The organism is Spirillospora sp. NPDC049024, from assembly GCF_040649235.1.
Lineage (GTDB): Bacteria > Actinomycetota > Actinomycetes > Streptosporangiales > Streptosporangiaceae > Spirillospora.
In genome coordinates, this window is the sequence record NZ_JBEZFD010000001.1 from 147676 (window position 1) to 173388 (window position 25713).

At 72.0% G+C, this 25713-nt stretch carries 22 protein-coding genes; 12 read left to right on the plus strand and 10 right to left on the minus strand.

All coding sequences use genetic code 11. From position 1 onward, the window contains the following. Positions 1-93: 93 nt before the first annotated feature. Positions 94-2793, minus strand: coding sequence for a pyruvate, phosphate dikinase (gene ppdK, locus AB0C21_RS00725; protein WP_500202011.1), 2700 nt, complete (start codon positions 2791-2793; stop codon positions 94-96). A gap of 325 nt (positions 2794-3118) precedes the next feature. Between ppdK and AB0C21_RS00730 the strand changes: the two genes are divergently transcribed. Further along, positions 3119-5005 (plus strand): glycoside hydrolase family 15 protein, encoded by a 1887-nt coding sequence (locus tag AB0C21_RS00730; RefSeq protein ID WP_235036578.1) that lies wholly within the window; start codon positions 3119-3121, stop codon positions 5003-5005. Positions 5006-5118: 113 nt separating this feature from the next. Then, a complete protein-coding gene (locus AB0C21_RS00735; RefSeq protein WP_500202012.1) occupies positions 5119-6297 on the plus strand; it encodes a septum formation family protein in 1179 nt (392 codons plus the stop codon). Positions 6298-6373: 76 nt separating this feature from the next. Here AB0C21_RS00735 and secD read toward each other — a convergent pair whose 3' ends face one another. Beyond that, the gene (gene secD, locus AB0C21_RS00740) at positions 6374-8644 is read right to left on the minus strand and encodes a protein translocase subunit SecD (protein WP_500202013.1); all 2271 of its coding nucleotides are present in this window, start codon (positions 8642-8644) and stop codon (positions 6374-6376) included. Between the two features lie 63 nt (positions 8645-8707). Then, on the minus strand, positions 8708-9151 hold the full coding sequence (locus tag AB0C21_RS00745; RefSeq protein WP_500202014.1) for a hypothetical protein: 444 nt from the start codon (positions 9149-9151) through the stop codon (positions 8708-8710). Positions 9152-9448: 297 nt separating this feature from the next. Here AB0C21_RS00745 and AB0C21_RS00750 point away from each other — a divergent pair, with 297 nt between their 5' ends. After that, on the plus strand, positions 9449-10126 hold the full coding sequence (locus AB0C21_RS00750; protein ID WP_500202015.1) for a hypothetical protein: 678 nt from the start codon (positions 9449-9451) through the stop codon (positions 10124-10126). Between the two features lie 129 nt (positions 10127-10255). Here the strand turns inward: AB0C21_RS00750 and AB0C21_RS00755 are convergent, their stop codons facing one another. The 3 genes from AB0C21_RS00755 to AB0C21_RS00765 all read right to left on the minus strand — a co-directional run bounded on the left by AB0C21_RS00755 (position 10256) and on the right by AB0C21_RS00765 (position 13652). Then, on the minus strand, positions 10256-11644 hold the full coding sequence (locus tag AB0C21_RS00755; RefSeq protein ID WP_500202016.1) for a glycine--tRNA ligase: 1389 nt from the start codon (positions 11642-11644) through the stop codon (positions 10256-10258). A 169-nt stretch (positions 11645-11813) separates the two neighbouring features. Further along, positions 11814-13202, minus strand: coding sequence for a DUF1906 domain-containing protein (locus tag AB0C21_RS00760; RefSeq protein ID WP_500202018.1), 1389 nt, complete (start codon positions 13200-13202; stop codon positions 11814-11816). A gap of 165 nt (positions 13203-13367) precedes the next feature. Next, the gene (locus AB0C21_RS00765) at positions 13368-13652 is read right to left on the minus strand and encodes an antibiotic biosynthesis monooxygenase family protein (RefSeq protein ID WP_149257583.1); all 285 of its coding nucleotides are present in this window, start codon (positions 13650-13652) and stop codon (positions 13368-13370) included. Between the two features lie 28 nt (positions 13653-13680). On the opposite strand from AB0C21_RS00765, the gene AB0C21_RS00770 reads away from it, so the two are divergent. Together AB0C21_RS00770 and AB0C21_RS00775 are read left to right on the plus strand one after the other, a co-directional pair. Continuing rightward, positions 13681-13989: a DUF6703 family protein gene (locus AB0C21_RS00770; protein WP_500202019.1), complete on the plus strand. Its 309-nt coding sequence runs from the start codon at positions 13681-13683 to the stop codon at positions 13987-13989. Positions 13990-14021: 32 nt separating this feature from the next. Beyond that, positions 14022-14969: a metal ABC transporter substrate-binding protein gene (locus AB0C21_RS00775; protein WP_500202020.1), complete on the plus strand. Its 948-nt coding sequence runs from the start codon at positions 14022-14024 to the stop codon at positions 14967-14969. On the opposite strand, the gene AB0C21_RS00780 is transcribed toward AB0C21_RS00775, so the two are convergent. After that, entirely contained in the window at positions 14920-16191 is a 1272-nt protein-coding gene (locus AB0C21_RS00780) for an RNA-guided endonuclease InsQ/TnpB family protein (RefSeq protein WP_500202021.1), read from the minus strand. The genes AB0C21_RS00775 and AB0C21_RS00780 overlap by 50 nt on opposite strands. Positions 16192-16322: 131 nt before the next feature. Here AB0C21_RS00780 and AB0C21_RS00785 point away from each other — a divergent pair, with 131 nt between their 5' ends. The 5 genes from AB0C21_RS00785 to AB0C21_RS00805 all read left to right on the plus strand — a co-directional run bounded on the left by AB0C21_RS00785 (position 16323) and on the right by AB0C21_RS00805 (position 20669). After that, positions 16323-17039: a metal ABC transporter ATP-binding protein gene (locus AB0C21_RS00785; RefSeq protein ID WP_500202022.1), complete on the plus strand. Its 717-nt coding sequence runs from the start codon at positions 16323-16325 to the stop codon at positions 17037-17039. Next, complete coding sequence (locus tag AB0C21_RS00790) at positions 17036-17938, plus strand: metal ABC transporter permease (RefSeq protein WP_149257587.1); 903 nt, start codon at positions 17036-17038, stop codon at positions 17936-17938. Before AB0C21_RS00785 ends, AB0C21_RS00790 begins: the two co-directional genes overlap by 4 nt. Beyond that, positions 17935-18321, plus strand: coding sequence for a Fur family transcriptional regulator (locus AB0C21_RS00795; protein WP_500202023.1), 387 nt, complete (start codon positions 17935-17937; stop codon positions 18319-18321). The genes AB0C21_RS00790 and AB0C21_RS00795 overlap by 4 nt, the downstream gene beginning before the upstream one ends. Before the next feature lie 210 nt (positions 18322-18531). After that, a complete protein-coding gene (locus tag AB0C21_RS00800; protein ID WP_500202024.1) occupies positions 18532-20145 on the plus strand; it encodes a M4 family metallopeptidase in 1614 nt (537 codons plus the stop codon). A 98-nt stretch (positions 20146-20243) separates the two neighbouring features. Beyond that, positions 20244-20669, plus strand: a complete 426-nt coding sequence (locus AB0C21_RS00805; RefSeq protein WP_500202025.1) for an OsmC family protein — start codon at positions 20244-20246, stop codon at positions 20667-20669. Positions 20670-20822: 153 nt separating this feature from the next. Here AB0C21_RS00805 and AB0C21_RS00810 read toward each other — a convergent pair whose 3' ends face one another. Both AB0C21_RS00810 and recO read right to left on the minus strand, forming a co-directional pair. Continuing rightward, a complete protein-coding gene (locus AB0C21_RS00810; RefSeq protein ID WP_500202026.1) occupies positions 20823-21629 on the minus strand; it encodes an isoprenyl transferase in 807 nt (268 codons plus the stop codon). Beyond that, positions 21626-22390 carry a DNA repair protein RecO gene (gene recO / locus AB0C21_RS00815; protein ID WP_500202027.1) on the minus strand — a complete coding sequence of 255 codons (765 nt, stop codon included), beginning with the start codon at positions 22388-22390 and terminating at the stop codon, positions 21626-21628. Before recO ends, AB0C21_RS00810 begins: the two co-directional genes overlap by 4 nt. A gap of 209 nt (positions 22391-22599) precedes the next feature. On the opposite strand from recO, the gene AB0C21_RS00820 reads away from it, so the two are divergent. Beyond that, positions 22600-23619: a M4 family metallopeptidase gene (locus tag AB0C21_RS00820; protein ID WP_500202028.1), complete on the plus strand. Its 1020-nt coding sequence runs from the start codon at positions 22600-22602 to the stop codon at positions 23617-23619. Continuing rightward, entirely contained in the window at positions 23616-23867 is a 252-nt protein-coding gene (locus AB0C21_RS00825; protein ID WP_353820246.1) for a protealysin inhibitor emfourin, read from the plus strand. Before AB0C21_RS00820 ends, AB0C21_RS00825 begins: the two co-directional genes overlap by 4 nt. A 57-nt stretch (positions 23868-23924) precedes the next feature. On the opposite strand, the gene leuA is transcribed toward AB0C21_RS00825, so the two are convergent. Further along, a complete protein-coding gene (gene leuA, locus AB0C21_RS00830; protein WP_500202029.1) occupies positions 23925-25652 on the minus strand; it encodes a 2-isopropylmalate synthase in 1728 nt (575 codons plus the stop codon). Positions 25653-25713: the final 61 nt, after the last annotated feature.

Genomic DNA, 25713 nt, shown 5'->3' on the forward strand with positions numbered 1-25713 from the left:
AGCGCCCGAGGTTCGCCAGGACGGCGTGTCATCCGTCCCACATCGGTCCCGGCGGCCGTGCCGGAGGCGCGGTGGCCGGCCGCCGGGGGGACGTCAGCGGCTGTCGCTGCCGCCGGAGGCGTCCGCGGCCTCGATGGCCGCGCGGCCCGCCTCCAGCCGGGCGACGGGGATGCGGAACGGCGAGCAGGACACGTAGTCGAGGCCCACCTCGTGGCAGAAGTGCACCGAGTCGGGGTCGCCGCCGTGCTCGCCGCAGATGCCGAGCTTGAGGCCGGGACGCGCCTTGCGGCCCTCCTCGGCGGCGATGCGCACGAGCCTGCCGACGCCCTCGCGGTCGAGGGTCTCGAACGGCGACACCCCGAAGATCCCGAGGTCCAGGTAGCGGGAGAAGAACGCCGCCTCGACGTCGTCCCGGGAGAAGCCCCAGGTCGTCTGGGTGAGGTCGTTGGTGCCGAAGGAGAAGAACTCGGCGGCCTCGGCGATCTGCCCGGCGGTCAGCGCGGCCCGGGGCAGCTCGATCATCGTGCCGATCAGCGCCGGGACGTCCACCCCGCTCGACTCCTTGACCGCCGCCAGGATGCCGCGCGCCTCGTCGCGGACGGCCTCCAGCTCCTGGACGGCGCCGACCAGCGGGATCATGATCTCCGGACGCGGGTCGCCGCCCGCCCGCCTGCGGTCCGCAGCGGCCTCGGCGATCGCGCGCACCTGCATGGCGAACAGGCCGGGAATCACCAAACCGAGCCGCACGCCGCGCAGGCCCAGCATAGGGTTCTGCTCGTGCAGTCGGTTGACTGCCTCGAGCAGTCTCCGGTCCTTGGCGTCCGCTTCGTCGCCCGCGAGCGCGACCCTGACCGACAGCTCGGTGATGTCGGGGAGGAACTCGTGCAGCGGCGGGTCGATGAGCCGGATCGTGACGGGCAGTCCGTCCATGGCCTCGAAGATGCCCTCGAAGTCGCTCTTCTGCAGCGGCTCCAGGGCGTCCAGCGCGGCCTGCCGCTCGTCGCCGTCCTCGGCGAGGATGAGCTTCTCGACGAGCTGCCGCCGGTCGCCGAGGAACATGTGCTCGGTGCGGCACAGCCCGATGCCGGCCGCGCCGAACCGGCGGGCGCGCGCCGAGTCCTCCGGGTTGTCGGAGTTCGCGCGGACCTTCAGCGCGGCCCGCGCGTCGGCGTGCTCCATGACGCGGTGCACGGCCTTGACGAGGTCGTCGCCGTCCTCGGCCGTCAGCTGCCCCTCGAAGTAGCGGACGACGGGCGAGTCCTCGACGGGAACCTCGCCGAGGTAGACGTCGCCGGACGACCCGTCGATCGAGATGACGTCGCCCTCCCGCACCGTGACGCCGCCGGGCGCGGTGAAGTGCCCGTCCTTGACGTCGACGTCGAGCTCCTCGGCGCCGCAGACGCAGGTCTTGCCCATGCCGCGGGCGACGACGGCGGCGTGCGAGGTCTTGCCGCCGCGGGAGGTCAGGACGCCCTTGGCGGCGACCATGCCGGCGAGGTCGTCGGGGTTGGTCTCGCGGCGGACGAGGATCACGTCCTCACCCCGGTCGGCGAGCTCCACGGCGCGCTCGGAGGTGAACACGGCCTTGCCGACGGCCGCGCCCGGGGAGGCGTTCATGCCCTTGGTGAGCTTCTTGACCCCGTCCACCTTGGCCGTGAAGCGGGGGAACATGAGCTGGGCGAGCTGGTCGCCGGTCACGCGGCGGGTCGCCTCGTCCAGGTCGATGAGCCCCTGGTCGAGCAGCTGGCAGGCGATCCGGAACGCCGCGCCGGCGGTCCGCTTGCCGACCCGGGTCTGCAGCATCCACAGCTTCCCGCGCTCGATCGTGAACTCGATGTCGCACATGTCGCGGTAGTGGTTCTCGAGCGTCTCCATGATCTCGAGAAGCCGGTCGTAGGACGCCTTGTCGATGCGCTCCAGCTCTTTCAGCGGGACGGTGTTGCGGATGCCCGCGACGACGTCCTCGCCCTGGGCGTTCTGCAGGTAGTCGCCGTAGACGCCCTGCTGGCCGGACGCGGGGTCGCGGGTGAAGGCGACGCCGGTCCCCGAGTCCAGCCCCATGTTGCCGAAGACCATCGAGCAGATGTTGACGGCGGTGCCGAGGTCGACGGGGATGCGCTCCTGCCGCCGGTAGAGGATGGCGCGGGGCGCGTTCCAGGAGTCGAACACCGCCTTGACGGCCAGGTCCATCTGCTCGCGCGGGTCGGTCGGGAACTCGCGGCCCGCCTTCTCCCGTACGATGACCTTGAACCGGTCGACGAGCTCCTTGAAGTCCTCGGCGGTCAGGTCCCCGTCGTCGTCGCTGCCCCGGGCCCGCTTGACGTCCTCGACGGCGTCCTCGAACAGGTCGCCGTCGATGTCCAGGACGGTCTTGCCGAACATCTGGATCAGCCGGCGGTAGGAGTCCCAGGCGAACCGCTCGTCGCCCGCCTGCGTGGCGAGGCCGTGCACGGACTCGTCGTTCAACCCGACGTTGAGGACGGTCTCCATCATGCCCGGCATGCTGAACTTGGCGCCGGACCGCACGCTGACCAGGAGCGGGTCGTCGCTCTGGCCGAGCTTCTTGCCCATCGCCGACTCCAGGTCGGCCAGGTGCCGGTTCACCTCGTCCGTCAGTCCCTCGGGCAGGCTCCCGTGCTCGAGGTAGTGCCGGCAGGCCTCGGTCGTGATCGTGAACCCCGGCGGCACGGGCAGCCCGAGATTGGTCATCTCGGCCAGGTTGGCGCCCTTGCCCCCCAGGAGGTCCTTGAGGTCCTTGTTTCCCTCAGTGAAGTCGTACACGAACTTCGGCACGGGGAGCTCCTTCTCGCTCCGGTTCCACCCAGTGGCAGTTCCGGGCCCGCGCCCGCGGGGCGGCGCGGCGTCGCGTCGCCCCGGGCGGCGGGTCCGCTGCCCTGTTTGCCGGGACTGTACCCGCGAACTCGGGACTTGCTCGGCGCCCGGTGCGCCGAGGAGCGTTATCGCAGGTCAGACCGCGGATAATGGTCTATTCCAATAGGGAGACCAAGGACACACCGCCACAAACCGCCGCCCTGGGCACCCCCGCCCCGGGAGCGGCGCGCACCCATGACGTACCCACTGCGCGGGAGAGGGAATGATGAATCAAGGAGGTGACGTTGTGAGGCCGAAGGTCGCCGGCGGCCGAGCGGGAGACCCGTTCGCCCCCATCGCCGATTTCGGGTTCCTGTCCGACTGCGAGACGACCGCCCTGGTCGCCCCCAGCGGAAACATCGAGTGGATGTGCCTGCCCAGGATGGACTCGCCGAGCGTGTTCGGCTCCATCCTGGACCGCGACGCCGGATACTTCCGGGTCGGCCCGGCGGGCGTGGAGGTGCCCGCCGCGCAGCGCTACATCCCCGGGACCATGGTGATGGAGACCACCTGGTGGGTGCACGGCGGCTGGCTCGTCGTGACGGACGCGCTCCTCATGGGGCCCTGGCACCACGAGACGGAACGGTCCCACACGCACCGCAGGGCGCCGACCGACTACGACGCCGACCACGTCCTGCTGCGGATGGTGCGCTGCGTGAACGGGCAGGTCCAGGTCCGGCTCGACTGCATGCCGGTGTTCGACTACGGGCAGACGCCGGCGCGCTGGGAGCACACCGGCTCCGGCTACCACGAGGCCGCCGCGCGCGGAAACGGCGTCGGGCTGCGGCTCACCACCGACATGAACGTCGGGTTCGAGGGGTCGCTCGCCACGTCGCGGACGCTGCTGAAGCAGGGCGAGTCCCGGTTCGTCGCGCTGTCCTGGAGCGAGCACGCGGCGCCCTCGTCGTGGGAGGAGGCGCAGGACCGGCTCGTCTGGACGGTCCACCACTGGCAGCACTGGCTCGACCGGGGCCGATTCCCCGACCACCCGTGGCGCAGCCACCTGCAGCGCAGCGCGCTCACCCTGAAGGGCCTGACGTTCGCCCCGTCCGGCGCGGTGGCCGCGGCGGCGACCACGTCGCTGCCGGAGGCGCCGGGCGGCGACCGGAACTGGGACTACCGCTACACCTGGATCCGCGACTCCACCATGGCGCTGTGGGCGTTCTACACGCTCGGCTACGACTGGGAGGCCAACGACTTCTTCTACTTCATCACCGACGTCGCCGAGGCCGCCGAGGGCAAGCTGCAGATCATGTACGGGCTGGACGGGCGGGAGGAGCTGCCCGAGTCCACGCTCGACCACCTCACCGGCTACGACAACGCCCGCCCGGTGCGCATCGGCAACGAGGCGTACATGCAGGCGCAGCACGACGTGTGGGGCGCGATCATCGGCTCCATCTACCTGTTCGTGCGCAAGCGGGACCGGCTCGACGACCGGCTCTGGAAGATCGTCGTCAAGCAGGTCGAGGACGCCCTGGCCAACTGGCGGACGCCCGACTGCGGCATGTGGGAGGTGCGCGGCGAGCCGCAGCACTTCACCTCCTCCAAGGTGTTCTGCTGGGTCGCGGCCGACCGCGGGGCGCGGCTCGCCCGCATCCGCGGCGACCAGGAGCGGGCGCGCCGCTGGCAGGCCGCGGCCGACGAGATCCACGCGGACGTGCTCGCCAACGCGCTGGACGAGCGCGGCGTCTTCACCGCGCACTACGGCGCGACCGCGCTGGACGCCTCGGCGCTGCTGATCCCGCTGCTCGGCTTCCTGCCCGCCGACGACAAGCGCGTCCGGGAGACCGTCCTCGCCATCGCCGACGAGCTGTCGGAGGACGACCTCGTCCTGCGCTATCGCGCGGCGGAGACCGACGACGGCTTCGAGTCGGACGAGGGCACCTTCACGATCTGCTCCTTCTGGCTGGTCAGCACCCTGGTGATGATCGGCGAGCTGGAGCGGGCCCGCGCCCTGTGCGAGAAGCTGCTGTCCTACGCGAGCCCGCTGCAGCTGTACGCCGAGGAGATCGACCCGCACACCGGCCGCCACCTCGGCAACTTCCCGCAGGCCTTCACCCACCTGGCACTGATCAACGCCGTCATGCAGGTGATCAGGGCCGAGAACCCCGAGGACCAGCCGCCCCTCGCCTGACCCCCCATGCCCGTGGCCGGGACCGTCCCCGGCCACGGGATCCCTTGATCACGACTCGGCGACGACCGCCCGAAAAGCCGGTTTTTACCGATTGTCCGGCCTACCGTTTCGCCGTGACCACGCCACCATCTCCTGACGACGTCCCGGACGACCCCGCGCCCGCTCCCGCCTCGGCGCCTCCCGGCGGGCTCACGTCCGATGCGGACGCCACGCCCGGCCCGGCCGACGCGGCCTCGCCGGCGGATGACGCGGACGGGACCTCGCCCGCGGACGATCCGGAACCCTCGCCGATCGCGGGCGAGCGGCCCGACCGGGCGCGGACGAACGGCTTCGCCATCGCCGCCCTGGTCACCGGTGCCGTGGGCCTGGTCCTGTTCGCGATCGCCTTCGCCGTCACCGCTCTGGTGCAGATCCGCCGCCGGGGAGGCGGCGGCAGGGGCCTCGCTCTCGGCGGGCTCGGCGCCGCGGCGGCCTGGCTCGCGGCGGCGGCGACCATCGCGGCGCTGTTCGGCGACTCGCTGTTCTCGGCCGGAGGAGGAGAGGGCGACCCGCGTCAACAGGACGGCTACGTGCTGTCGTCGACCTTGAAGGTGGGTGACTGCTTCACGGCGCAGACCCGTGACTCGGCCGACCCGAACGTGGTCCCCAGCCCCTGTGAGAGCCCCCACAACGGTGAGGTGGTGGCCAAGCCGACGCTCCCCGCCGGCCCCTTCCCCGGAGTCGGACGGCTCGCCGCCCAGGCGGCGGCGCTGTGCAAGGAACGCACCCCGGACAACGTGAAAAAGGTCGTGGACGACGATTTCGACGCGCGGGCCGAGCTTCCCAAGCGCAAGGACTGGGAGAACGGGAAGCGGACCGTGACGTGCACGCTCGTCTACGTCGGCGAAGGCAAGTACGTCGGCGAGGGCAAGGCGCTCGTCACTCCCCTCAGCCGCGCCGTGATCACTCCCCGGCACGAGGCGATGTTCGAGCAGGGGGAATGCCTGGAGAAGTGGGACGAGAGCATGACCCCTCCGGTCGTGGACTGCGATCGGCCGCATAAGTTCCAGGTACTGGCGACGTACAAGCTCCAGGGCAAGGAGTACCCGGGCAGAGGGAAAGTCGAGAAGATGGCCTCGAAGGGCTGCGCGAAGCGGGCGGCGGACATCTGGGGGAGCGATTCGCCGCCCGACGGCGTCTACCCCACGTTCTCCACGCCGACCGAGCAGGAGTGGAGACGCGGCTACCGGGACGTGTACTGCCTGATCGCGGGCAACGGGCTGCTCAAGCGGTCGTTCGTGCCGAAGAAGTGACGTCCCCGCCGGGCCGCCGCCGGGGCGGGCGGCGTCCCCGCCGGGCCGCCGCCGGGGCGGGCGGCGGCCCGGGGGGTCAGACGACGGCGCCCGAGTCGTCGGGGGTGCGGCGGACGGGCCTGGACTTCTGCTTCGGCTGGGGCGGCGGGGCCTTCGTGCGGCGCTCCAGCACGACCGCCAGCGGCGTCGCGGTGAAGACGCTGGAGTAGGTGCCGACGACGATGCCGATCAGGAGCGCGATGGCGAAGTCCGTCAGGGAGTCGCCGCCGAGGACGGCCAGGGCCGCCAGGATGAACAGGGCGCCCACCCCGGTGTTGATCGTCCGAGGGACGGTCTGCAGGGTGCCCCGGTTCGCGATGTCGGCGAACCGGCCCTTCGGATTCGCCGTCCACATCTCCCGGACGCGGTCGAACACGACCACCGAGTCGTTCACCGAGTACCCGATGATCGTGAGCAGGGCGGCGAGGAAGACGCCGTCGATCGGCTTGCCGAGCCAGGCGAAGACCCCGGTGACGATCGTGATGTCGTGGAACATCGCGAGGACCGAGCCCGCCGCGAACGTCCACCGGAACCGGATCGTCAGGTAGGCGAGCTGGACCAGCAGGGCCACGGCGAGGGCGATGAGCGCCTTGGTCCGCAGCTCGTCGCCGAGGCTGGGGCCGATCAGCTCGTCGCGCTGCTTGACGGCGCCGCCGCCCTCCTTCGCGAGGGCGTCCTGGATGCGCTTCTCCTCCGCGTTGCCCAGGTCGGACGTCCGGACGGAGATGTCGTCCTTCCCCGAGGTCTGGACGACGGCGCGCGGGAACCCGGCGTCGGCGACGGCGGCGCGGGCGGCGTCGATGTCGACGTGCCTGCTGGTGGAGTACTCGACCAGGCGTCCGCCGGTGAACTCCACGCCGAAGTTCAGGCCGCGGGCGAAGATCCCCGTGACCGCGATGACGACGGCGAGCGCGGACAGGCCCAGCCAGAGCCGGCTGCGCTTCATGATGTCGGGGCCGCTGTTCTCCAGCCACGCCCGGATGCGGCCGGAGCCGCCGAGTCCGCCCGCCCTGCCCTTGCTGAGCCTCGGCATGCGCGCGGCGGCGGCGTCGGTGAGCACCCGGCTCAGCAGCATCGCGGAGACGAGGGAGCCCAGCACGCCGATGGTCAGCGTGACGCCGAAGCCCCGGACCGGCCCGGAGGCCAGGAAGAACAGCAGGCCACCGGCCAGCAGGGTCGTGACGGCCGAGTCGCCGATCGCGGACCAGGCCTTGTCGAACCCGACGGCCAGCGCCGCCCGCGCGCCGCGGCCCGGCGCCGCGGCCCGCTCCTCCCGCGCGCGTTCGAAGGCCAGCACGTTGGCGTCGATCGCCATGCCGATGGCCAGGACGAACCCGGCGAGGCCCGGCAGCGTGAGGGTGGCGCCGACGGCGACGAGGGCGCCGTAGGAGATCAGCGCGTACCCGGCGAGCGCGACCGTGGCGAGCAGGCCGGCCAGCCGGTAGACGGCCACGATGAACAGGCCGGTCAGCAGGATGCCGATGACGGCGGCGCGGGCGCTGGCGTCGATCGCCTCGTCGCCGAGCGTCGGGCCGACCACCCGCTGCTCGATGATCTTCACCGGGACGGGCAGCGAGCCGCCCTGGATGAGCGCCGCGAGGTCCTTGGCCTCGTCCGGGCTGAAGTCCCCGGTGATCTGGGTGGAGCCGCCGGTGATGCCGACGCCGCAGGCGACGCTCTCGGTGACCTGCGGCGAGGAGATCACCTTGCCGTCCAGGACGATGGCGACGCGGCGCTCGTCGCCGACCGCGCAGGCGGCCTTGGCGGTCAGCCGCTCCCAGATGGCGCCCCCGCCGCCCTTGAACTTGACGTCGACGGCCCAGCCGCCGAGGTTCTGCGGGTCGTAGGAGGCGCTCGCCGAGCCGATCCCGGCACCGGTGAGCGCGGCGGGGCCGATGAGGATCTGCTGCCCGCTCTCATCCGGGATCTGCTGCTGCCCCTTGGCCGGCGCGCCGCCCCCGGCCAGCACCGGATGGGCGGTGAGCTGCGCGGTCTTGCCGATGGCCTCGGCGGCGCGGGTCGGGTCCTGGACGTCCGGCAGCTCGACGATCAGCCGCCGGTCCCCGGACCGGGTGATGGACGACTCGGCGACCCCGAGCGCGTCGACGCGCCGGTGCAGCACCTCGCGGGCGCGGTCGGTGGACTCCCGGTCGGCCTTCACGGTCGGCGAGTCCTGCGTCTCCAGGACGATCTGGGTGCCGCCGCGGAGGTCGAGGCCGAGGCGGGCGGGTTTGGACCAGGCGAAGTAGAACGATGTGGCGAGCACGGCGAACGCCAGTACCGCCCGCACCACGTTGGCGCGAGTCAAGGGGAACCTCCACACAGGGGCTTCGGCGCCGCACGCGGGCGTGCGGCACCGGGGACGAAGAGCTCAGATCCCTGTGGAGGCGGGCGGAGCGCGCCCGCGCGGGGCGCCCCTCGGCGCGACGTCGGGCGGGACGTGCGCGGCCGCGGCCCGGACGAGGCGTCCGGACGACGGCCTGGCCGCGGCGCCGGACGCCGGGAGCGTCGCGTGCTCGGGCTGGGCGCTCGGCGCCGCCGCTCCCGCCGCGTGGAGCGCGGCGGCGGCGATCGCGGTCTGCGTACGCCCGGCCGTGCGCTGTTTGCCGGAGAGCCGGGTGCGGGACGGCGCCTGGTGCACCACGCCGGCGCGGACGCCGGAGACCGTCCCGGTGGAGGGCGCCCTGCCCGGCGCGCACGCGCCGGCTGGGACGCCGGCGCCGACCGGTCCGGCGACGAAGCCGAGGAGGCCGAGGACGACGACGAGCAGCCGGGCGACGGGGCGGCGGAAGGCGGGGTGGCGCTCGTCGCCCATTCCGCCCTCCCTCCCAGGTCTCCGGCGGCCGCTCGCCCGGCCGTTCCCGCCAACCTAGCCCACTTTCCTCCGGGCGGCGCGCACCCTGACCCGGCAGGCGAAGGCGTGAAAGCAGGCCCGTCAAGAAGGGGTTGCGTGACAAAGCCCTTGCCCGCCCCCGCACACCCGGCCTTACCAGCAGACACTGGCGGGTGTCCCGATCCGGCCACGTCGCAGTCGACCGCCCGCCATTGCCTGCGCCATTTATGCGAATTACTTTCGCGTATGCCCACCCCGAACCGGACAGAGGAGTATCCGGTGGCACGAATCAGACAGACCGCGATCGTCGGGACCGCCGCGCTGGCCGTTCTCGCCGCGGGGGTCGCCCCCGCGTACGCCGCGGGCACGACCATCCGCAAGGGCTCGGCCACGGCCGCTGCCTACTCCGGCAACGTGCAGGCCTCGCTGCTCGGCACCGCGACGGTCAGCAGCTCGCTCGGCGGCGGCTCCTGCAGCCAGTCGACGATGACCGGCGCCATCAGCTCGGACGGCAGCGGGCTGAACGTCAGCTCGGCCACCTTCACCGGCGACGGCGGCGGTGCCTGCAGCGGCAGCACCAGCTCGACGATCACCGCGCAGAGCCTGCCGTGGACAGGCGGCAACGTCACCTACGACCCCAACCACACCGGCGGCAGGGACGCCACCGTCACGATCGCGAACTTCAAGGTGAAGGCCGTGGTGAACCTCTTCGGCGGCATCACCTGCGTGTACGGCGGCAACCTCACCGCCAACGGCTACAACGGAGACAACGGCTCGCGGCCCGTCACCTCCAGCAGCGACGCGCAGGTCGGCGTGCAGAACGCCACGGTCAACAAGCAGTCGGGCAGCAGCTTCCTCTGCCCGTCCACCGCCACCGTGACCGCCACGTACGCGCTGCGCGGCGAGTCGGTCGCCGGATCCGGCACCTACGACCAGGCCCTCTACGTCACGAGCTGACGGGAGGCCGGAACGGAGCTCCCCAGGAGGCGGCAGGGCCCCTCCCAGAACGTGCTCCCAGGCAAGCGGGCCGCCCCGGCACGGGGCGGCCCGTCACGTCGTCACCGGGGCCCCGGCCCCGGAGCCGGCTCAGCAGCCGACGAGCTGCGCGGCGAGGAACGACTCGACCTGGCTGATCGCGATGCGCTCCTGGCTCATCGAGTCGCGCTCCCGGACGGTCACCGCGTCGTCCTCCAGGGTGTCGAAGTCGACGGTGACGCAGAACGGGGTGCCGATCTCGTCCTGGCGGCGGTAGCGGCGGCCGATGGCGCCGGCGTCGTCGAACTCGACGTTCCAGTTGCGGCGCAGCTGCGCGGCGAGGTCGCGGGCCTTCGGGGACAGGTCGGCGTTGCGCGACAGCGGCAGCACCGCGACCTTCACCGGGGCGAGCCGCCGGTCGAGCCGCATGACGGCGCGCTTCTCCATCTTGCCCTTGGCGTTCGGCGCCTCGTCCTCGGTGTAGGCGTCCATCATGAAGGTGAGCGTGCAGCGGTCGACGCCCGCCGCGGGCTCGATCACGTACGGGGTGAACCGCTCGCCGGACTCCTGGTCGAAGAACGACAGGTCGGCGCCGGACGCCTTGGAGTGCGTCGTCAGGTCGTAGTCGGTGCGGTTGGCGATGCCCTCCAGCTCGCCCCACTCGCTGCCGACGAAGTCGAAGCGGTACTCCACGTCGACGGTGCGCTTGGAGTAGTGCGACAGCTTCTCCTGCGGGTGCTCGAACAACCGCAGGTTCTCCTTGCGGATGCCGAGGTCGACGTACCACTGCATGCGCTCGTCGATCCAGTACTGGTGCCATTCCTCGTCGCTGCCGGGCTTGACGAAGAACTCCATCTCCATCTGCTCGAACTCGCGGGTCCGGAAGATGAAGTTGCCGGGCGTGATCTCGTTGCGGAACGACTTGCCGATCTGGCCGATGCCGAACGGCACCTTGCGGCGCGCGGACTGCTGGACGTTCAGGTAGTTGATGAAGATGCCCTGCGCGGTCTCGGGGCGCAGGTAGGCCAGGCCCGACTCGTCCTCGACGGGGCCGAGGTAGGTCTTGAGCAGCCCGTTGAACATCTTCGGCTCGGTGAACGAGCCCTTCACGCCGCAGTTCGGGCACGTGATGTCGGCGAGGCCGTTCGCGGGCGGGCGGCCGTGCTTCTCCTCGTAGGCCTCCTCCAGGTGGTCGGCCCGGAAGCGCTTGTGGCAGGACTGGCACTCGGTGAGCGGGTCGACGAACGCCTGGACGTGGCCGCTGGCCTCCCAGACCTCGCGCGCCAGGATGACGCACGAGTCGAGGCCGACGACGTCGTCGCGGCCCTGCACCATCGACTTCCACCACTGGCGCTTGACGTTGTTCTTCAGCTCGACACCGAGCGGGCCGTAGTCCCAGGAGGCGCGGAGCCCGCCGTAGATCTCGCTCGACGGGTAGACCAGGCCCCGCCGCTTGGCGAGGTTGACGATCGTGTCCAGCACATCGGAACGGCGTGCCATGAGAGATTCTCCATCCGGCTGGCGGTCGGCGGGAACAGTGAGTGCGCCCCGGTCCCGCGGCGACGGCGGGCGGCGGCGAGTGTGATCCCCGGTGATGTGCTCCGGCGCGGTCGCCGCCGCCGCCGGAGAGTGTTCCCCAGCTTAGGGCACGGGGGCCGTTGGACAGGACCTAGTAAACGCGCCCGTCGGCGATGTCGCTGTCGACGAGCAGGGAGACCCCGCCGTGCGTCTCCCGGTGGCCGCCGCGGTACTGCTTGATGCGGCGGTGCGGGGACCACCAGCCGTCCGGCAGGTGGGGGTCGCCGTACACCTTGGCCCGGCCGTCCCAGTTGGCGAACCAGATGCCCACCGGCTTGCTGATCGAGGACCGGCCCACGTCGCGGATACCGGACGTGGAGCTGCTGTAGAGGCACGGCACGTACCCCTCGGACTTCAGCCGGTCGACCCAGTTGTCGACGAACCGGAGGACGGCGGCCCTGCAGGCGCTGTCCCCGTGCCTGTAGGCCTCCATGTCGTAGTAGAGCGGCTTGCCTTCCGGGATGCCGAGTGCCCTGGCCCTGCGGGCCGCGTCCACGGCGGCCCGGGTGCCCTGCGACGCGGCGTTCCCAGCGGTGAACCGCTGCCGGCGGTAGCCGCACGGCGCCTGAAGGCCCACGTAGGTGGCGGTGAGGCGGTAGCCCATCGCGCGCACCTGCCTCACCCAGGACGCCGTCAGGTTCGGCTGGGCGCAACCGCGCGCCGCTCCCCCGATGTAGATGTTGGTGACCTTGAAGGAGGGGCGCCAGGCCCTCATCGTCGCGAGGGACGGGGCCGTGCAGGTGTCGAACCCCCTCCCGCGCACCCACGGGCGCTCCAGCGCCGTCCCCTGGCTGGGCGAGGGGACGTCGGTGGGCACCGGGCCTCCGCTGGGCTCCGGGCTCCCTACGGGCGCCGGCCCGTCGCCGGACTCCGCGCCCTCGTCGGGGGAGCCGCCCTCGTCCGGCGGCGAGGGGACGGCGGTGCGGCGGGCTCCCGGCCCGGCCTTCCACTTCCCGGACAGCCGGGTGCCGCGCAGGATCCGCTGGAGCTTCGCCGGATCCGTGCCGTACACGCCCGTGATCGTGACACCGGCCTCGGAAAGGGTGAGCCGCGTCTCATGGTCGGCGGTCCGCGCGACGGTCAGCGAGGCGAGCCTCCGGGCGTGCACGGTCCGGGCGGCGCGGCCGTTCCCCGCGGGCTGGATGTGGAGGGCCTCGGTCCGGCCGACGATCCGGGCCGGGCAGTCCGGCTGCGGGCCGGGACGGCCGAGGTAGACCGCGTGCCGGTCGTAGCGGACGCAGCGGGACGGCTCCCGGTCGAGCCGGTGCACCTCCCAGCCGGCCGGGACGGGGACGCGCAGACCCCGGTACTCGACCACGCGGGGACCGTGCGCGGTCGCCGCGCTCCCCGCGGGCCCCCGTCCGGTGAGCGCGGCGGCCTGATGGGGCGCGGGCCGCGCGGGGGCCGTCCCGGCGACGGTGAGGGCGGCGGCGACGGCCGCCGCCCCGGACGAGACGCTGAACAGGACGGCACGGCGCATCACATCTCCCCCGCAGAGTGCATGATCATGTGCGGAAAGGATGACCTTGACCGGGTCGCCGAAACCGGGACGGGTCGCTTCTTGACCACCGGTTTCCCGCACTCTGACCGTGCCTCCGGAGCGGCCGCCCGGGCGCGCCGCCAGACGGTCGCCGGGGCGGGCCGCTCAGGCCGAGGAGACCACCTCGTAGGCGCCGGGCTCGTCCACGGCGAGGGCGGCGAGCGGCATGAACCGGAGCCGCACCTCGTAGGCGCCGAGCGCGCGGCGGTAGTGCCCCGCCCCGTCCCATTCGGTGACGAGGGCCCACAGGCCGGGGTCGTCGACGGTCCGGGCGAGGCGTCCGGAGCGGAAACCGGTGCTGGCGGCCAGCGCCTCCAGCACCGCGGTCATGCTCTCGGCGAAGCCGCCGGACTCCTCCTCCGGCACCCGGTACCGGGTTATCGCGATCATCCGTCCATCCTGGCAGTACGTTGGGCGTGTGGAGACGAGAGGTGAGCGCGGGACGGGGCTGCGGGCGGCCGTCGAGCGGCGCAGCGCGGCGCCGGTGGTGTTCCTGCACCGGCTGCCGCGATGGGTCCTGCTCGCCGCCGTGTTCGTGCTGCTGGTGGTCGGCATGGCCGGGACCGGCTGGGTGGCCGCGGCCGGGCTGCTGGTGCTGGCCGCGGCGCTGGGCTGGTTCGCCTACCTGAACTGGCCCGCGCTGGACGGCTCGGGACGGGCCCTGCGCGTCGCCGCACTGGTGGTTCTGGTCGGGTTCGCCCTGGGACGCGGCATCGGTCGGTTTTGACAATCGTTTTCATCTTCGTCCATAATCGCATCGTGCCCCGTATCCGCGCAGCCCTGCGAACCACGGCCGCGGCCGTCGCCCTGGCCGGCGCGGCGGCGGGCCTGACGGCCTGCGCCGACGCGGGCGCCGACGTCCCGCCCGGCAGGACCGCTGTGGTCGCGTCCTTCTACCCGGTGGCCTGGCTGGCCGGGAAGGTCGGCGGCGACGACGTGTTCGTCCGGACCCTCACCAGGCCCGGAACCGAGCCGCACGATCTGGAGCTGACGGCGCGGCAGGTCGCGAACGTCGAGGACGCCGACTACGCCGTCTACGTCAAGGGCGTCCAGCCCGCCGTGGACGACGCGGTCCGCAAGCACGCGCGGGGCAGGTCGCTCGACGCCGCGAGCCTCGTGCCGAAGCTCCCTCCGCCGGGCGAGACCGACGACGAAGAGGCCCACGACGGGATACGGCACCGGGAGGCGCCCTACGACCCGCACATCTGGCTCGATCCGAGCCGGATGGCGACCGTGGCCACCGCGCTCGGCGAGCGGCTGGCCGCCGCCGACCCCGAGCACGCGGCCGGCTACCGGGAGCGCGCCCGCTCCACCGCGCGGGAGCTGACCGGGCTCGACCGCGAGTTCCGGGACGGGCTGGCCACGTGCGCGCGGCGGGAGATCGTGACCGCGCACGCCGCGTTCGGCTACCTCGCCGACCGCTACCGGCTCCGGCAGATCCCGGTCGCGGGGGTGGACCCGTCCGGCGAACCGTCCCCGAAGAGGCTGGCCGAGCTGGCGCGGCTCGTCTCCTCCACCGGCGCGACGACGGTCTTCACCGAGACCCTGGCGAACCCGAGGGTCGCCGGCGCCCTGGCGCGGGAGGCGGGCGTGCGGACGGCCGTGCTCGACCCGGCCGAGGGCGCGGCGGACGGGGCGTCCGGCGACTACTTGACGATCATGCGACAGAACCTGGGGGCCCTGCGGCCCGCGCTGGAGTGCTCTTGACTTCTTCTTCCGTCTGAAGGCGGGAGATCCCGGCGGTCGCCCGCTGGGTTTCCTGCTTCGCCGACGACCGCCCCGTCCGGGAGGAGTCCCATTGAGGTCTTACACCGTCTCCACAGGCGGACGCCGCCAGCCCGGCGGCCAGGATGTTGCGCGCCGCGTTCACATCGCGGTCATGCACCGCGCCGCACCCGCACGTCCATTCGCGGACGTCCAACGGCAGCTCGGCGCGGACGGTTCCGCAGCCCCCGCACAGCTTCGAGCTTGGGAACCAGCGGTCGACCACGACCAGGTCGCGGCCGTACCACGCGCACTTGTACTCCAGCATCGACCGCAGCTCACGCCACGCCACATCGGAGATGGCGCGCGCGAGGCTGCGGTTCTTGAGCAGGTTGGCGACCGTGAGGTCCTCGATCACGACCGTTTGGTTCTCACGGACGAGACGAGTCGACACCTTGTGCAGGAAGTCGCGGCGCCGGTCGGCGATCCGCGCATGCACCCGCGCCACCTTCCGGCGGGCCTTCTCCCGGTTCGCCGACCCTTTGGCTTTGCGGGAGTGGTTCCGCTGCGCCTTGGCCAGGCGGGCGCGGTCACGGTGCTCGTGGCGGGGGTTGGTGATCTTTTCCCCGGTGGACAGGGCCACCAGTGTGGTGATCCCGGCGTCGATCCCGACCGCCGCGCCTGTGGCGGGGGCCGCGGGGATGGTCTCCTGGCACAGCATCGAGACGAACCAGCGTCCGGCGCTGTCGCGCGACACCGTCACCGTGGACGGCTCGGTCCCCTGAGGAAGCGGACGCGACCAGCGGATGTCCAGGGGCTCGGTCATCTTGGCCAGCGTGAGGTGGCCGTCGCGCCAGGTGAAGGCGCTGCGGGTGTACTCGGCCGACGCACGGGACCTCTTGCGCGACTTGAACCGTGGGTAGGCGGCACGCTTGGCGAAGAAGTTGGCGAACGCCGTCTGCAGATGCCGCAATGCCTGCTGCAGCGGGACGCAGGACACCTCAGTGAGGAAGGCCAGTTCCTCGGTCTTCTTCCACCGCGTCAGCGCGGCCGAGGACTGCGCGTAGGAGATGCGGCGCTGCTCGGCGCGCCAGGCCCGGGTGCGCTCCTCCAGCGCCTTGTTGTACACCAGCCGCACGCAGCCGAAGGTGCGCGACAGCTCAGCCGCCTGCTCGCTCGTGGGGTAGAAGCGGTGCTTGAACGCCCGCCTGACCTGCCGCGCCATGACCCACGTTCTAGCAGCCTCGGCGCGAGCCGTCCCGGCGGACGCCGAAACGCCCTGGCCTACCCGACCTGCTCCACAAGAACCCGTTTCCTCCCCGGCCCGAAGGCCGGGGTGTCCACGGAGGAGAACCAATGACCGGGACCACCGCCCCGCCGTTCGCGATGACCGGCGGGCTCGTCCGGCGGGACGGCCGCGCGGTGCTCGCCGGCGTCGACCTGCGGGTGGAGGCCGGCGACGTGCTCGCCGTCCTCGGGCCGAACGGGGCGGGCAAGTCCACCCTCGTCCGGGCGCTGCTCGGGCTCGTCCCGCTGGCCGGCGGCCGGACCGAGATCTTCGGCGAGCCGCCCGCGCGGTTCCGCGACTGGCGGCGGATCGGCTACGTGCCGCAGCGGCTGCCGATGGGCGGCGGCGTGCCCGCGACCGTCCGCGAGGTCGTGGCGTCCGGACGGGTGGCCCGGCGCTCGCGCTGGCGGCCCGCGCCGTTCGCCGACCGGGCCGCCGACCGCGCCGCCGTCGACCGCGCCCTGGAGACGGTCGGGCTGACCGCGCGGGCCCGCGACTCGGCGCACCTGCTGTCGGGCGGCCAGCAGCAGCGGGTGCTGATCGCCCGCGCGCTCGCCGGCGAGCCCGACGTGTTCGTGATGGACGAGCCGACCGCCGGGGTGGACGCCGGCAGCCAGGCGGCGCTCGCGTCCGCGCTGCACGGGCTGGCCCGGGCCGGGCGCACGGTCGTCCTCGTGGCCCACGAGCTCGGGCCGATGGAGCCGCTCGTGACCCGCACGGTCGAGCTCGACCACGGCCGCGTCGTCCGCGAGACCGCCCGGCAGACCCTCGAAAGGCCCGCGTGAGCGAGATGCTGCACTACGACTTCATGCGCATCGCCCTGGTGATGGCGGTGCTCATCGGCCTCACCGCCCCCGCCGTGGGGACGTTCGTCGTCCAGCGCAGGCTGTCCCTGCTCGGCGACGGCATCGGCCACATCGCGCTGACCGGCATCGGCCTCGGGCTGCTCACCAGCACCTCCCCCGTCCTCGCCGCGCTGGCCGTCTCGGTGCTCGGCGCCATCGCGATCGAGGTCCTGCGGGCGCGCAGCCGCAGCGGCGCGGACGTCGTGCTCGCCCTGCTGTTCTACGGCGGGCTGGCGGGCGGGGTGCTCCTGACCAGCGCCGCCGGCGGCGGCTCGGCGGGCCTGCAGTCCTACCTGTTCGGCTCGATCAGCAGCGTGACGGTGAGCGACCTTTACGTCGTCGCGGGGCTCGCCGCCGCGGTGCTCGCGGTCGTCGCGGTGTTCGGCCGCGAGCTGTTCCTGCTCTGCCAGGACGAGGAGGTCGCGCGGGCGGCCGGGCTGCCCGTCCGGTTCCTCAGCGTGCTGATCGCCGCGACCGCCGCGGTGACGGTGGTGATCTCGATGCGCGCGATCGGGCTGCTGCTCGTCAGCGCGCTGATGGTCGTCCCGGTCGCGGCGGCGCAGCAGCTCACGCGGGGATTCTGGAGCACCATGCTGGCCGCGATGGGGATCGGTGTACTGTCGGCCGTGGCGGGTCTGGCGGGTTCCTTCCAGTACGATCTCCCTCCGGGCCCCTCGATCGTGTTGCTGGCGCTCGCGGTGTTCGTGGCCGCGGTCGCCGGGGGCTCGGTGGTGCGCCGCCGGCGTGCCCGTGCCGTGGCCGGCGCCGTCCCCGCGAGGGGTGCCGGGCCCGGCGTCGAGCCGCGCGTGGATGCCGAGGCGGAGGTGCTAGGGGGATGACGACGGCCCGCCGGGACGCGGTACGTCAGGTGCTGGCCGGCTGCGAGGGCTTCCGCAGCGCCCAGGACATCTACGCCGACCTGCGCGCCGACGGCTCCAAGATCGGCCTCACCACCGTCTACCGCGCGCTGCAGGCGCTCAGCGACGCGGGCGAGGTCGACGTGCTGCGCACCGACGAGGGCGAGGCCGTGTACCGCGCCTGCCGCACCGAGCAGCACCACCACCACCTCGTCTGCCGCGGCTGCGGCCGGACGGTCGAGGTCGAGGGCCCGGCCGTGGAGCGCTGGGCCGACATGATCGCCGCCGAGCACGGCTTCACCGACATCACCCACACGGTGGAGGTCTTCGGGACCTGCGCGAACTGCGCCGCGAAGCAGTCCTGAAGTCCGAAAACGCCCTTCCCGCGCACTTTTGCCAACCTCTCGCTGCCCTCTGAACTCGGACAGAGCCGGTATCTCACACGCAGCGTAGGCATTTCTTGTCAAATTGCTACATCTACTTCCCAGTAGCCCTATGTCATAAATGTCCCGTCGCCACGGCGGGCTCGACGGCGGGCCCTCGGGGGAGCGTGGCGCCCGCACGAGAGGGCGTTCATGACAAGACGGGCGTTCACCAGCCGAAGGACCGCGCTCCTGGCCTCGGCGACGTTGCTCGCGACGGCCGCCACCGCGCTCCCCGCCTCCGCGCGCCAGCCGGCGTCCCCACCCGGTCCGCGCGCCGCCGCCGAGCACGCACTCCGGGCGCTCACCGGCCGCGCCGCGGAGGTCCGCGGCGGCGGTGGGCAGGCGTTCCAGGTGGTCGGGGTCGGCATCGACCGCGACGGCACCTCCCACACCCGCATGACCCGCACCTACAACGGCCTTCCCGTCCTGGGCGGCGACATCGTCGTCCACGAGTCGGCGGCCGGCGCATGGCGCGGCACCAGCCTCACCCTCGCCAAGGCGCCGTCGGACTCCAGCCCGGAGGTCTCCGCCAAGACCGCCGAGAAGCGCGCCGCCACCAAGAGCCGCAAGGCCGACGGCGCCCCCGCGCTCGTCGTGGAGGCCCGCACCGCCGACCACGCCCCCCGCCTCGCCTGGCGCGTCCAGACCGTCGGGAAGAAGGCCGACGGGACGCCCAGCCGCGTCTTCACCTCCGTGGACGCCGCGACCGGCAAGGTGCTGCTGCGCGAGGAGACGATCCGGACCACCGCGGGCGACGGCAAGTCGCTCTACACCGGGACCGTCCCGCTCGAGACGACGCTGTCCGGCAGCACCTACCAGCTGAAGGACCCGACGCGCGGCAACACCTACACCGGGGACGCCGAGAACCAGACCGACCTCTGCTTCCTGATCTGGTGCTTCCAGAGGGCCCCCGCCACCCTGTTCACCGACGCCGACAACCACTGGGGCAGCGGCACGACGTCCGACCGCGCCACCGTCGCCGTGGACGCCCAGTTCGGCACCAACACGACCTGGGACTTCTACAAGAACGTCTTCGGCCGCACCGGCATCGCCGGCGACGGCAAGGGGTCCTACAACCGCGTCCACTACGGCAGCGGCTACGCCAACGCCTTCTGGGACGACTCGTGCTTCTGCATGACCTACGGCGACGGTGACGGCAGCCAGCTCGGCCCGCTCACGTCCCTGGACGTGGCCGCGCACGAGATGAGCCACGGCGTCACCAGCTCCACCGCGAACCTCACCTACAGCGGCGAGTCCGGCGGCCTGAACGAGGCCACCTCCGACATCATGGCCGCCGCCGTGGAGTTCTACGCGAACAACTCCAACGACGTCGGCGACTACCTGGTGGGCGAGGAGATCGTCCTGCCCGGCTTCGGCAAGGCCGCGCTGCGCTTCATGGACAAGCCCAGCAAGGACGGCAGCTCCGCCGACTCCTGGTCGACGAACACCAAGAACCTCGACGTGCACTACTCCTCGGGCGTCGCCAACCACTTCTACTACCTGCTGTCCGAGGGCAGCGGCGCGAAGACGATCAACGGCGTCTCCTACAACAGCCCCACGTCCAACGGCTCCACGATCACCGGCATCGGCCGGGACGCCGCCACGAAGATCTGGTACCGGGCGCTGACCACCTACATGACGTCCTCGACCAACTACGCCGGCGCGCGCACCGCGACGCTGAACGCGGCCAAGGACCTCTACGGCTCGGGCAGCACCCAGTACAACACCGTCGCCGCGGCCTGGTCCGCGGTGAACGTCAACTAGCCCCGACCCCTCGCGGAACGCCCCTCGCCGGCCTCCGGCGCGGGGCGTTCCCGCGGTTCGGGTGATCTACCGGCCGCGCCATGGTGAAGAATCGGGGCATGGCAACGACACGAACCGCGAACGCGCACTGGGAAGGCTCCCTCCTGGAGGGGCAGGGGACCGTCTCGCTGGACTCCTCGAAGCTCGGCACCTACGACGTGACCTGGGCGTCGCGGTCCGAGGAGCCGAACGGCCGGACGAGCCCCGAGGAGCTCATCGCCGCCGCCCACTCCACCTGCTACTCGATGGCCCTCTCGCACGGCCTCGCCGGCGCCGGGACCCCGCCGGAGAAGGTCGACACCAAGGCCGAGGTCACCTTCCAGCCGGGCGAGGGCATCACCGGCATCCACCTGACCGTCCGGGCCAGCGTCCCCGGCCTGTCCGCCGCCGACTTCGAGAAGGCCGCCCAGGCCGCCAAGGAAGGCTGCCCGGTCAGCAAGGCCCTCGCCGGCACCAAGATCACCCTAGACGCCAGCCTGGTCTGACCCGGCCAAGCCCAGCCACTCCCCGGCCATGCGGCGACCTGAACGATCGCGATCGCGTCCGAAGGCAGTTTCGAGCGAAGCAAGAAACTGATCGCGCAGCGAGCCGCCAGGCGAGACGGAGCGATGCCAGCGATCGCACGCGGTCTTTTCGGGTCAGGCGCCCCCGGGCGCCTGACCCGAAAAGACCGCATTAGGCACCGCTCCGCCGTAGCGGCGGTCTCGGGAGGCGTAGATCTCGCAGGCGTGCCAAAGGTGGCGGCGGTCGAAGTCGGGCCAGAGCGTGTCGAGGAACACCATCTCCGCGTAGGCCGACTGCCAGAGCAGGAAGTTGGACGTGCGCTGCTCCCCGGAGGAGCGCAGGAACAGGTCGACGTCGGGGATGCCGGGCTCGTCCAGGTAGCGGGCGAAGACCTTCTCGTTGATCTTGCCGGGGTCGAGCCGGCCGTCCCGGACGTCCCTGGCGATCGCCGCCGCCGCGTCCGCGATCTCGGCGCGGCCCCCGTAGTTCACGCAGAACTGCAGGGTGAGGACGTCGTTGTCGCGCGTCATCTCCTCGGCCGTCTCCAGCTCCTTGATGACGCTGCGCCACAGCCGGGGCCGCCGGCCCGCCCACCGCACCCGCACGCCCATCGAGTGGAGCTGGTCGCGGCGGCGGCGGATCACGTCCCGGTTGAAGCCCATGAGGAAGCGCACCTCGTCCGGCGAGCGCTTCCAGTTCTCGGTGGAGAACGCGTACGCCGACAGGTACGGGACGCCGAGCTCGATCGCGCCCATGATCACGTCGAAGAGCGAGTCCTCGCCGCGCTTGTGCCCCTCGGTGCGCGGCAGGCCGCGCTCCTTCGCCCAGCGGCCGTTGCCGTCCATGACGATGGCGACGTGCCGCGGCACCAGGTCCGCGGGGATGGGGGGCGGGGTGGCGCCGGCCCGGTGCGGTTCCGGAGGCGATACGGCCCTGCTCAAACTCTCTCCCTATCGGTGTCGTCGTCGCGCGTCTCGCGCTCCACATGGCGCAGGGAACGGATCCCGTGCTCCAGATGCCACTGCAGGTAGGCGGCCACCAGGCCGCTGGTCTCCATCCGGTGGCGCTGCTCGCTGCCGTCGGCGTACTCCCAGTCGCCGCGCAGCAGCGCCAGCATCAGCGCGAACGTCGGCGGCGCCGGGGTCGCGGCGCCCGGCTGGCGGCAGTTCGCGCACACCGCCCCGCCCGCCGCGATCGCGAACCCGCGCAGCCCGCCGCGGTTGCCGCACCGGCAGCACTCGTCGAGCGCGGGCGCCCAGCCGGCGACCGACAGCGAGCGCAGCAGGTAGGCGTCCAGGACGAGCCGGGGGTCGTGGACGCGCTCGGCGAGCGTGCGCAGCCCGCCGACCAGCAGCAGGAACTGCCGCAGCGCGGGCTCGCCCTCCTCGCCGGCGAGCTTCTCCGCGGTCTCCAGCATCGCCGTCCCCGCCGTGTAGCGGGGGTAGTCGCTGACGAGCGCCTCGCCGTACGGGCGCAGCGTCTCGGCCTGCGTGATCAGATCGAGCGAGCGCCGCTCGTAGAGCTGCAGGTCCACGTGGGTGAACGGCTCCAGCCGGGCGCCGAACCTGGACCTGGTCTTGCGGACCCCCTTCGCCGCGGCGCGGATCCGGCCGGTCCGCCGGGTCAGCACCGTCACGATGCGATCGGCCTCGCCCAGCTTCTGGGTGCGCAGGACGATGCCTTCGTCGCGGTACAGGGTCACCCGTTCATTCTGACGCACGTCACCCGGTGCCTCGGTGCGCCGGGAGCATTTCCGCAGGATCTCCACAAGTCACTCAGTGACCCCGCTGCGCTTCATAACGAACACGCAACGTGACCGGATTCGGCCGTAGTGGTCCCCCGAAAGCCATGGCCCGCACGGCGGGTTGCTGGCAGCGTTGTGGTATGAGATGCCACATCGTGCCACCGCACATGCTGGAACGGATCGCCCGCGATGCCGAGGACCCGGCCATACGCGGCCGGGCCCGCCGTACGCTGGCGCTCACCTCCGCCCAGTTCGTCGAGCGCCGGACGGCCGCGGCCGCGGCGCCCTCCCCGTCCGAGGACTTCGTCCCCAACCGGACGATCAACGACGCCGGGCACCGCGAGGACCTGCCCGGCCGCACCGTCCGGGCCGAGGGCGCCCCCGCCACCGGCGACGCGACCGCCGACCGGGCCTACGACTGGCTGGGCGCGACCTTCGACTTCTTCGAGGCCGTGTACCGGCGCGACTCGATCGACGGCGCCGGCCTGCCGATGGTCTCGACCGTCCACTACGGCGACCGCTACGACAACGCTTTCTGGAACGGCGAGCAGATGGTGTACGGGGACGGCGACGGCGTCCTGTTCACCGACTTCACCGCCCCGCTCGACGTCACCGGGCACGAACTCGTCCACGGCGTCACCCAGTACGCCGCGGGCCTGGAGTACTACGGCCAGTCCGGCGCCCTCAACGAGTCGGTGTCCGACGTGTTCGGCTCGCTCGTCAAGCAGTGGCATCTCGGCCACGCCGCCGACCGGGCCGACTGGCTCATCGGGGAGGGCCTGCTCGCCCCCGGCGTCCACGGCGTCGCGCTCCGCTCCATGAAGGAGCCCGGCACCGCCTATGACGACCCGCAGCTCGGCAAGGACCCGCAGCCCGCCCATATGGACCACTATGTCGACACCTACCGCGACAACGGCGGCGTCCACATCAACTCGGGCATCCCCAACCACGCCTTCTTCCTCGCCGCCACCGCCATCGGCGGCAACGCCTGGGAGAAGGCCGGCCGCATCTGGTACGACACGCTCACCGGCGGTTCCCTCGCCTCCGACGTCGACTTCGCCGGCTTCGCCGCCGCGACCGTGAAGGCCGCGACCGCGCTCTACGGAGCCGGCGCCGTCGAGACCGAGGCGGTGAGCAGGGCCTGGGCGGGGGTAGGAGTCTCCTTGGGGGCGAACGAGACGCAGTGAAGGTGACAGTCGTCCGCAGCGGTGGGTTCGCGGGGATCGAGCGGCGCGGCGAGTCCGACAGCGCCAGCGATCCCATGCTGTCCAGGCTCGTCGGCCGCGTCGATCTGAAAAGCGTGCCGCCGCCGGGCCGAATCCCCGACCAGTTCCTCTACGAGATCGACATCGACGGCGACCGGACCACCGTCGGCGAGACCCAGCTCCACGGCCCCCTCCGGGAGCTGGTCCACCACGTCCTCGGACGCATATGACCGTCCTGGCTCGGGTTCAGGCGCCCGGGGGGACCTGAACCCGAGGCCGCAGACCGCTCATCGCCCCTGCGCGCGGGCCACCCGGTTGACGGCCGACAGCATCGCCTTGAGGGACGCGGTGACGATGTTGCCGTCGATGCCGACGCCCCACACCGTCGCGCCCTCCCCGTCGCCGAACCGCACGTCGCACTCGACGTAGGCGGCGGCGCGCGCGTCGCCGCCCGCGCTCATCGCGTGCTCGGCGTAGTCCAGCACCCGGACGTGGATCCCGATCGTGGCGAGCGCGTCCTCGAACGCCGACACGGGGCCGTTGCCGACGCCCTCGATCTCGCGGATCTCGCCGTTCACGCGGATGTCGCAGCTGAGCGCGTCCTTCTCGTCCACCCGGGACGTCGCGCGGTGCGCCAGCAGCCCGGCGCGCGGGCCGCCGGTGAGGAACTCCGCCTCGAAGATCTCCCACATGCGCTCGGGGGTGACCTCGCCGCCCGCGGCGTCGGTGTGCTCCTGCACGACCCGGGAGAACTCGATCTGCAGCCGGCGCGGCAGCTCCAGCGCGTGCTCGGTCTTCATGATGTAGGCGACGCCGCCCTTGCCGGACTGGCTGTTCACCCGGATCACGGCCTCGTACGTGCGGCCGACGTCGTGCGGGTCGATCGGCAGGTACGGGACCTCCCACCGGTACTGCTCCACCGGCACGCCTGCGGCCTCGGCGTCGCGGCGCAGGTGGTCGAAGCCCTTGTTGATGGCGTCCTGGTGGGAGCCGGAGAACGCGGTGTAGACCAGGTCGCCGCCGTAGGGGTGCCGCTCGTGGACGGGCAGCTGGTTGCAGTACTCGACCGTCCGGCGGATCTCGTCGATGTCGGAGAAGTCGATCTGCGGGTCGACGCCCTGGGTGAACAGGTTCAGGCCGAGGGTGACCAGGCACACGTTGCCGGTGCGCTCGCCGTTGCCGAACAGGCAGCCCTCGATGCGGTCGGCGCCCGCCATGTAGCCCAGCTCCGCGGCGGCGACGGCCGTCCCGCGGTCGTTGTGGGGGTGCAGCGACAGGATGACCGAGTCCCGGTAGGACAGGTTCCGGTTCATCCACTCGATCTGGTCGGCGTACACGTTCGGGGTGGCCATCTCCACCGTGGCGGGCAGGTTGACGATGACCTTCCGGTCCGGCGTCGGCTTCCACACGTCGTTGACGGCGTTGCAGACCTCGACGGCGTACTCCAGCTCGGTGCCGGTGAACGACTCCGGCGAGTACTGGAAGTAGATCTCGGTGTCGCCCATGTCCTCGGCGAGCTTCGCGCACAGCTTGGCGCCCTCGACCGCGATCGCGGTGATGCCGTCCTTGTCCTGCCCGAACACCACGCGGCGCTGCAGCGTGCTGGTCGAGTTGTACAGGTGGACGATCGCCTGCTTGGCGCCGCGCACCGCCTCGAAGGTCCGCTCGATCAGCTCGGGGCGGGCCTGGGTCAGCACCTGGACGACGACGTCATCGGGGATCCGGTCCTCCTCGATGATCTGCCGGACGAAGTCGAAGTCGGTCTGGCTCGCCGCCGGGAACCCGACCTCGATCTCCTTGTAGCCCATCCGTACCAGCAGCTCGAACATCTTGAGCTTGCGGTGCGAGTCCATCGGGTCGATCAGCGCCTGGTTGCCGTCGCGCAGGTCGACGGCGCACCAGCGCGGAGCCTCGGTGATCACCTGGTCCGGCCACGTCCGGTCGGCCAGCCTGACGGGGGCGAACGGCGCGTAGCGCTGGAAGGGCATGCCGGAAGTCTGCTGTTGCGGATACATCCTGTGAGTTCTCTCTGCTCGAACCTCGCGGCCGACGTCCACGGCGAAGCCCCGCAGCGAG

Bases quoted from the DNA above. Each gene is read 5' to 3' on its own strand.
- AB0C21_RS00745 (WP_500202014.1), bottom strand. From the start codon at position 9,151: ATGGGCGACGAGCGCCACCCCGCCTTCCGCCGCCCCGTCGCCCGGCTG.
- AB0C21_RS00755 (WP_500202016.1), bottom strand. From the start codon at position 11,644: ATGGCACGCCGTTCCGATGTGCTGGACACGATCGTCAACCTCGCCAAG.
- AB0C21_RS00760 (WP_500202018.1), bottom strand. From the start codon at position 13,202: ATGCGCCGTGCCGTCCTGTTCAGCGTCTCGTCCGGGGCGGCGGCCGTC.
- AB0C21_RS00765 (WP_149257583.1), bottom strand. From the start codon at position 13,652: ATGATCGCGATAACCCGGTACCGGGTGCCGGAGGAGGAGTCCGGCGGC.
- AB0C21_RS00780 (WP_500202021.1), bottom strand. From the start codon at position 16,191: ATGGCGCGGCAGGTCAGGCGGGCGTTCAAGCACCGCTTCTACCCCACG.
- AB0C21_RS00785 (WP_500202022.1), top strand. From the start codon at position 16,323: ATGACCGGGACCACCGCCCCGCCGTTCGCGATGACCGGCGGGCTCGTC.
- AB0C21_RS00795 (WP_500202023.1), top strand. From the start codon at position 17,935: ATGACGACGGCCCGCCGGGACGCGGTACGTCAGGTGCTGGCCGGCTGC.
- AB0C21_RS00800 (WP_500202024.1), top strand. From the start codon at position 18,532: ATGACAAGACGGGCGTTCACCAGCCGAAGGACCGCGCTCCTGGCCTCG.
- AB0C21_RS00805 (WP_500202025.1), top strand. From the start codon at position 20,244: ATGGCAACGACACGAACCGCGAACGCGCACTGGGAAGGCTCCCTCCTG.
- AB0C21_RS00820 (WP_500202028.1), top strand. From the start codon at position 22,600: ATGCTGGAACGGATCGCCCGCGATGCCGAGGACCCGGCCATACGCGGC.
- leuA (WP_500202029.1), bottom strand. From the start codon at position 25,652: ATGTATCCGCAACAGCAGACTTCCGGCATGCCCTTCCAGCGCTACGCG.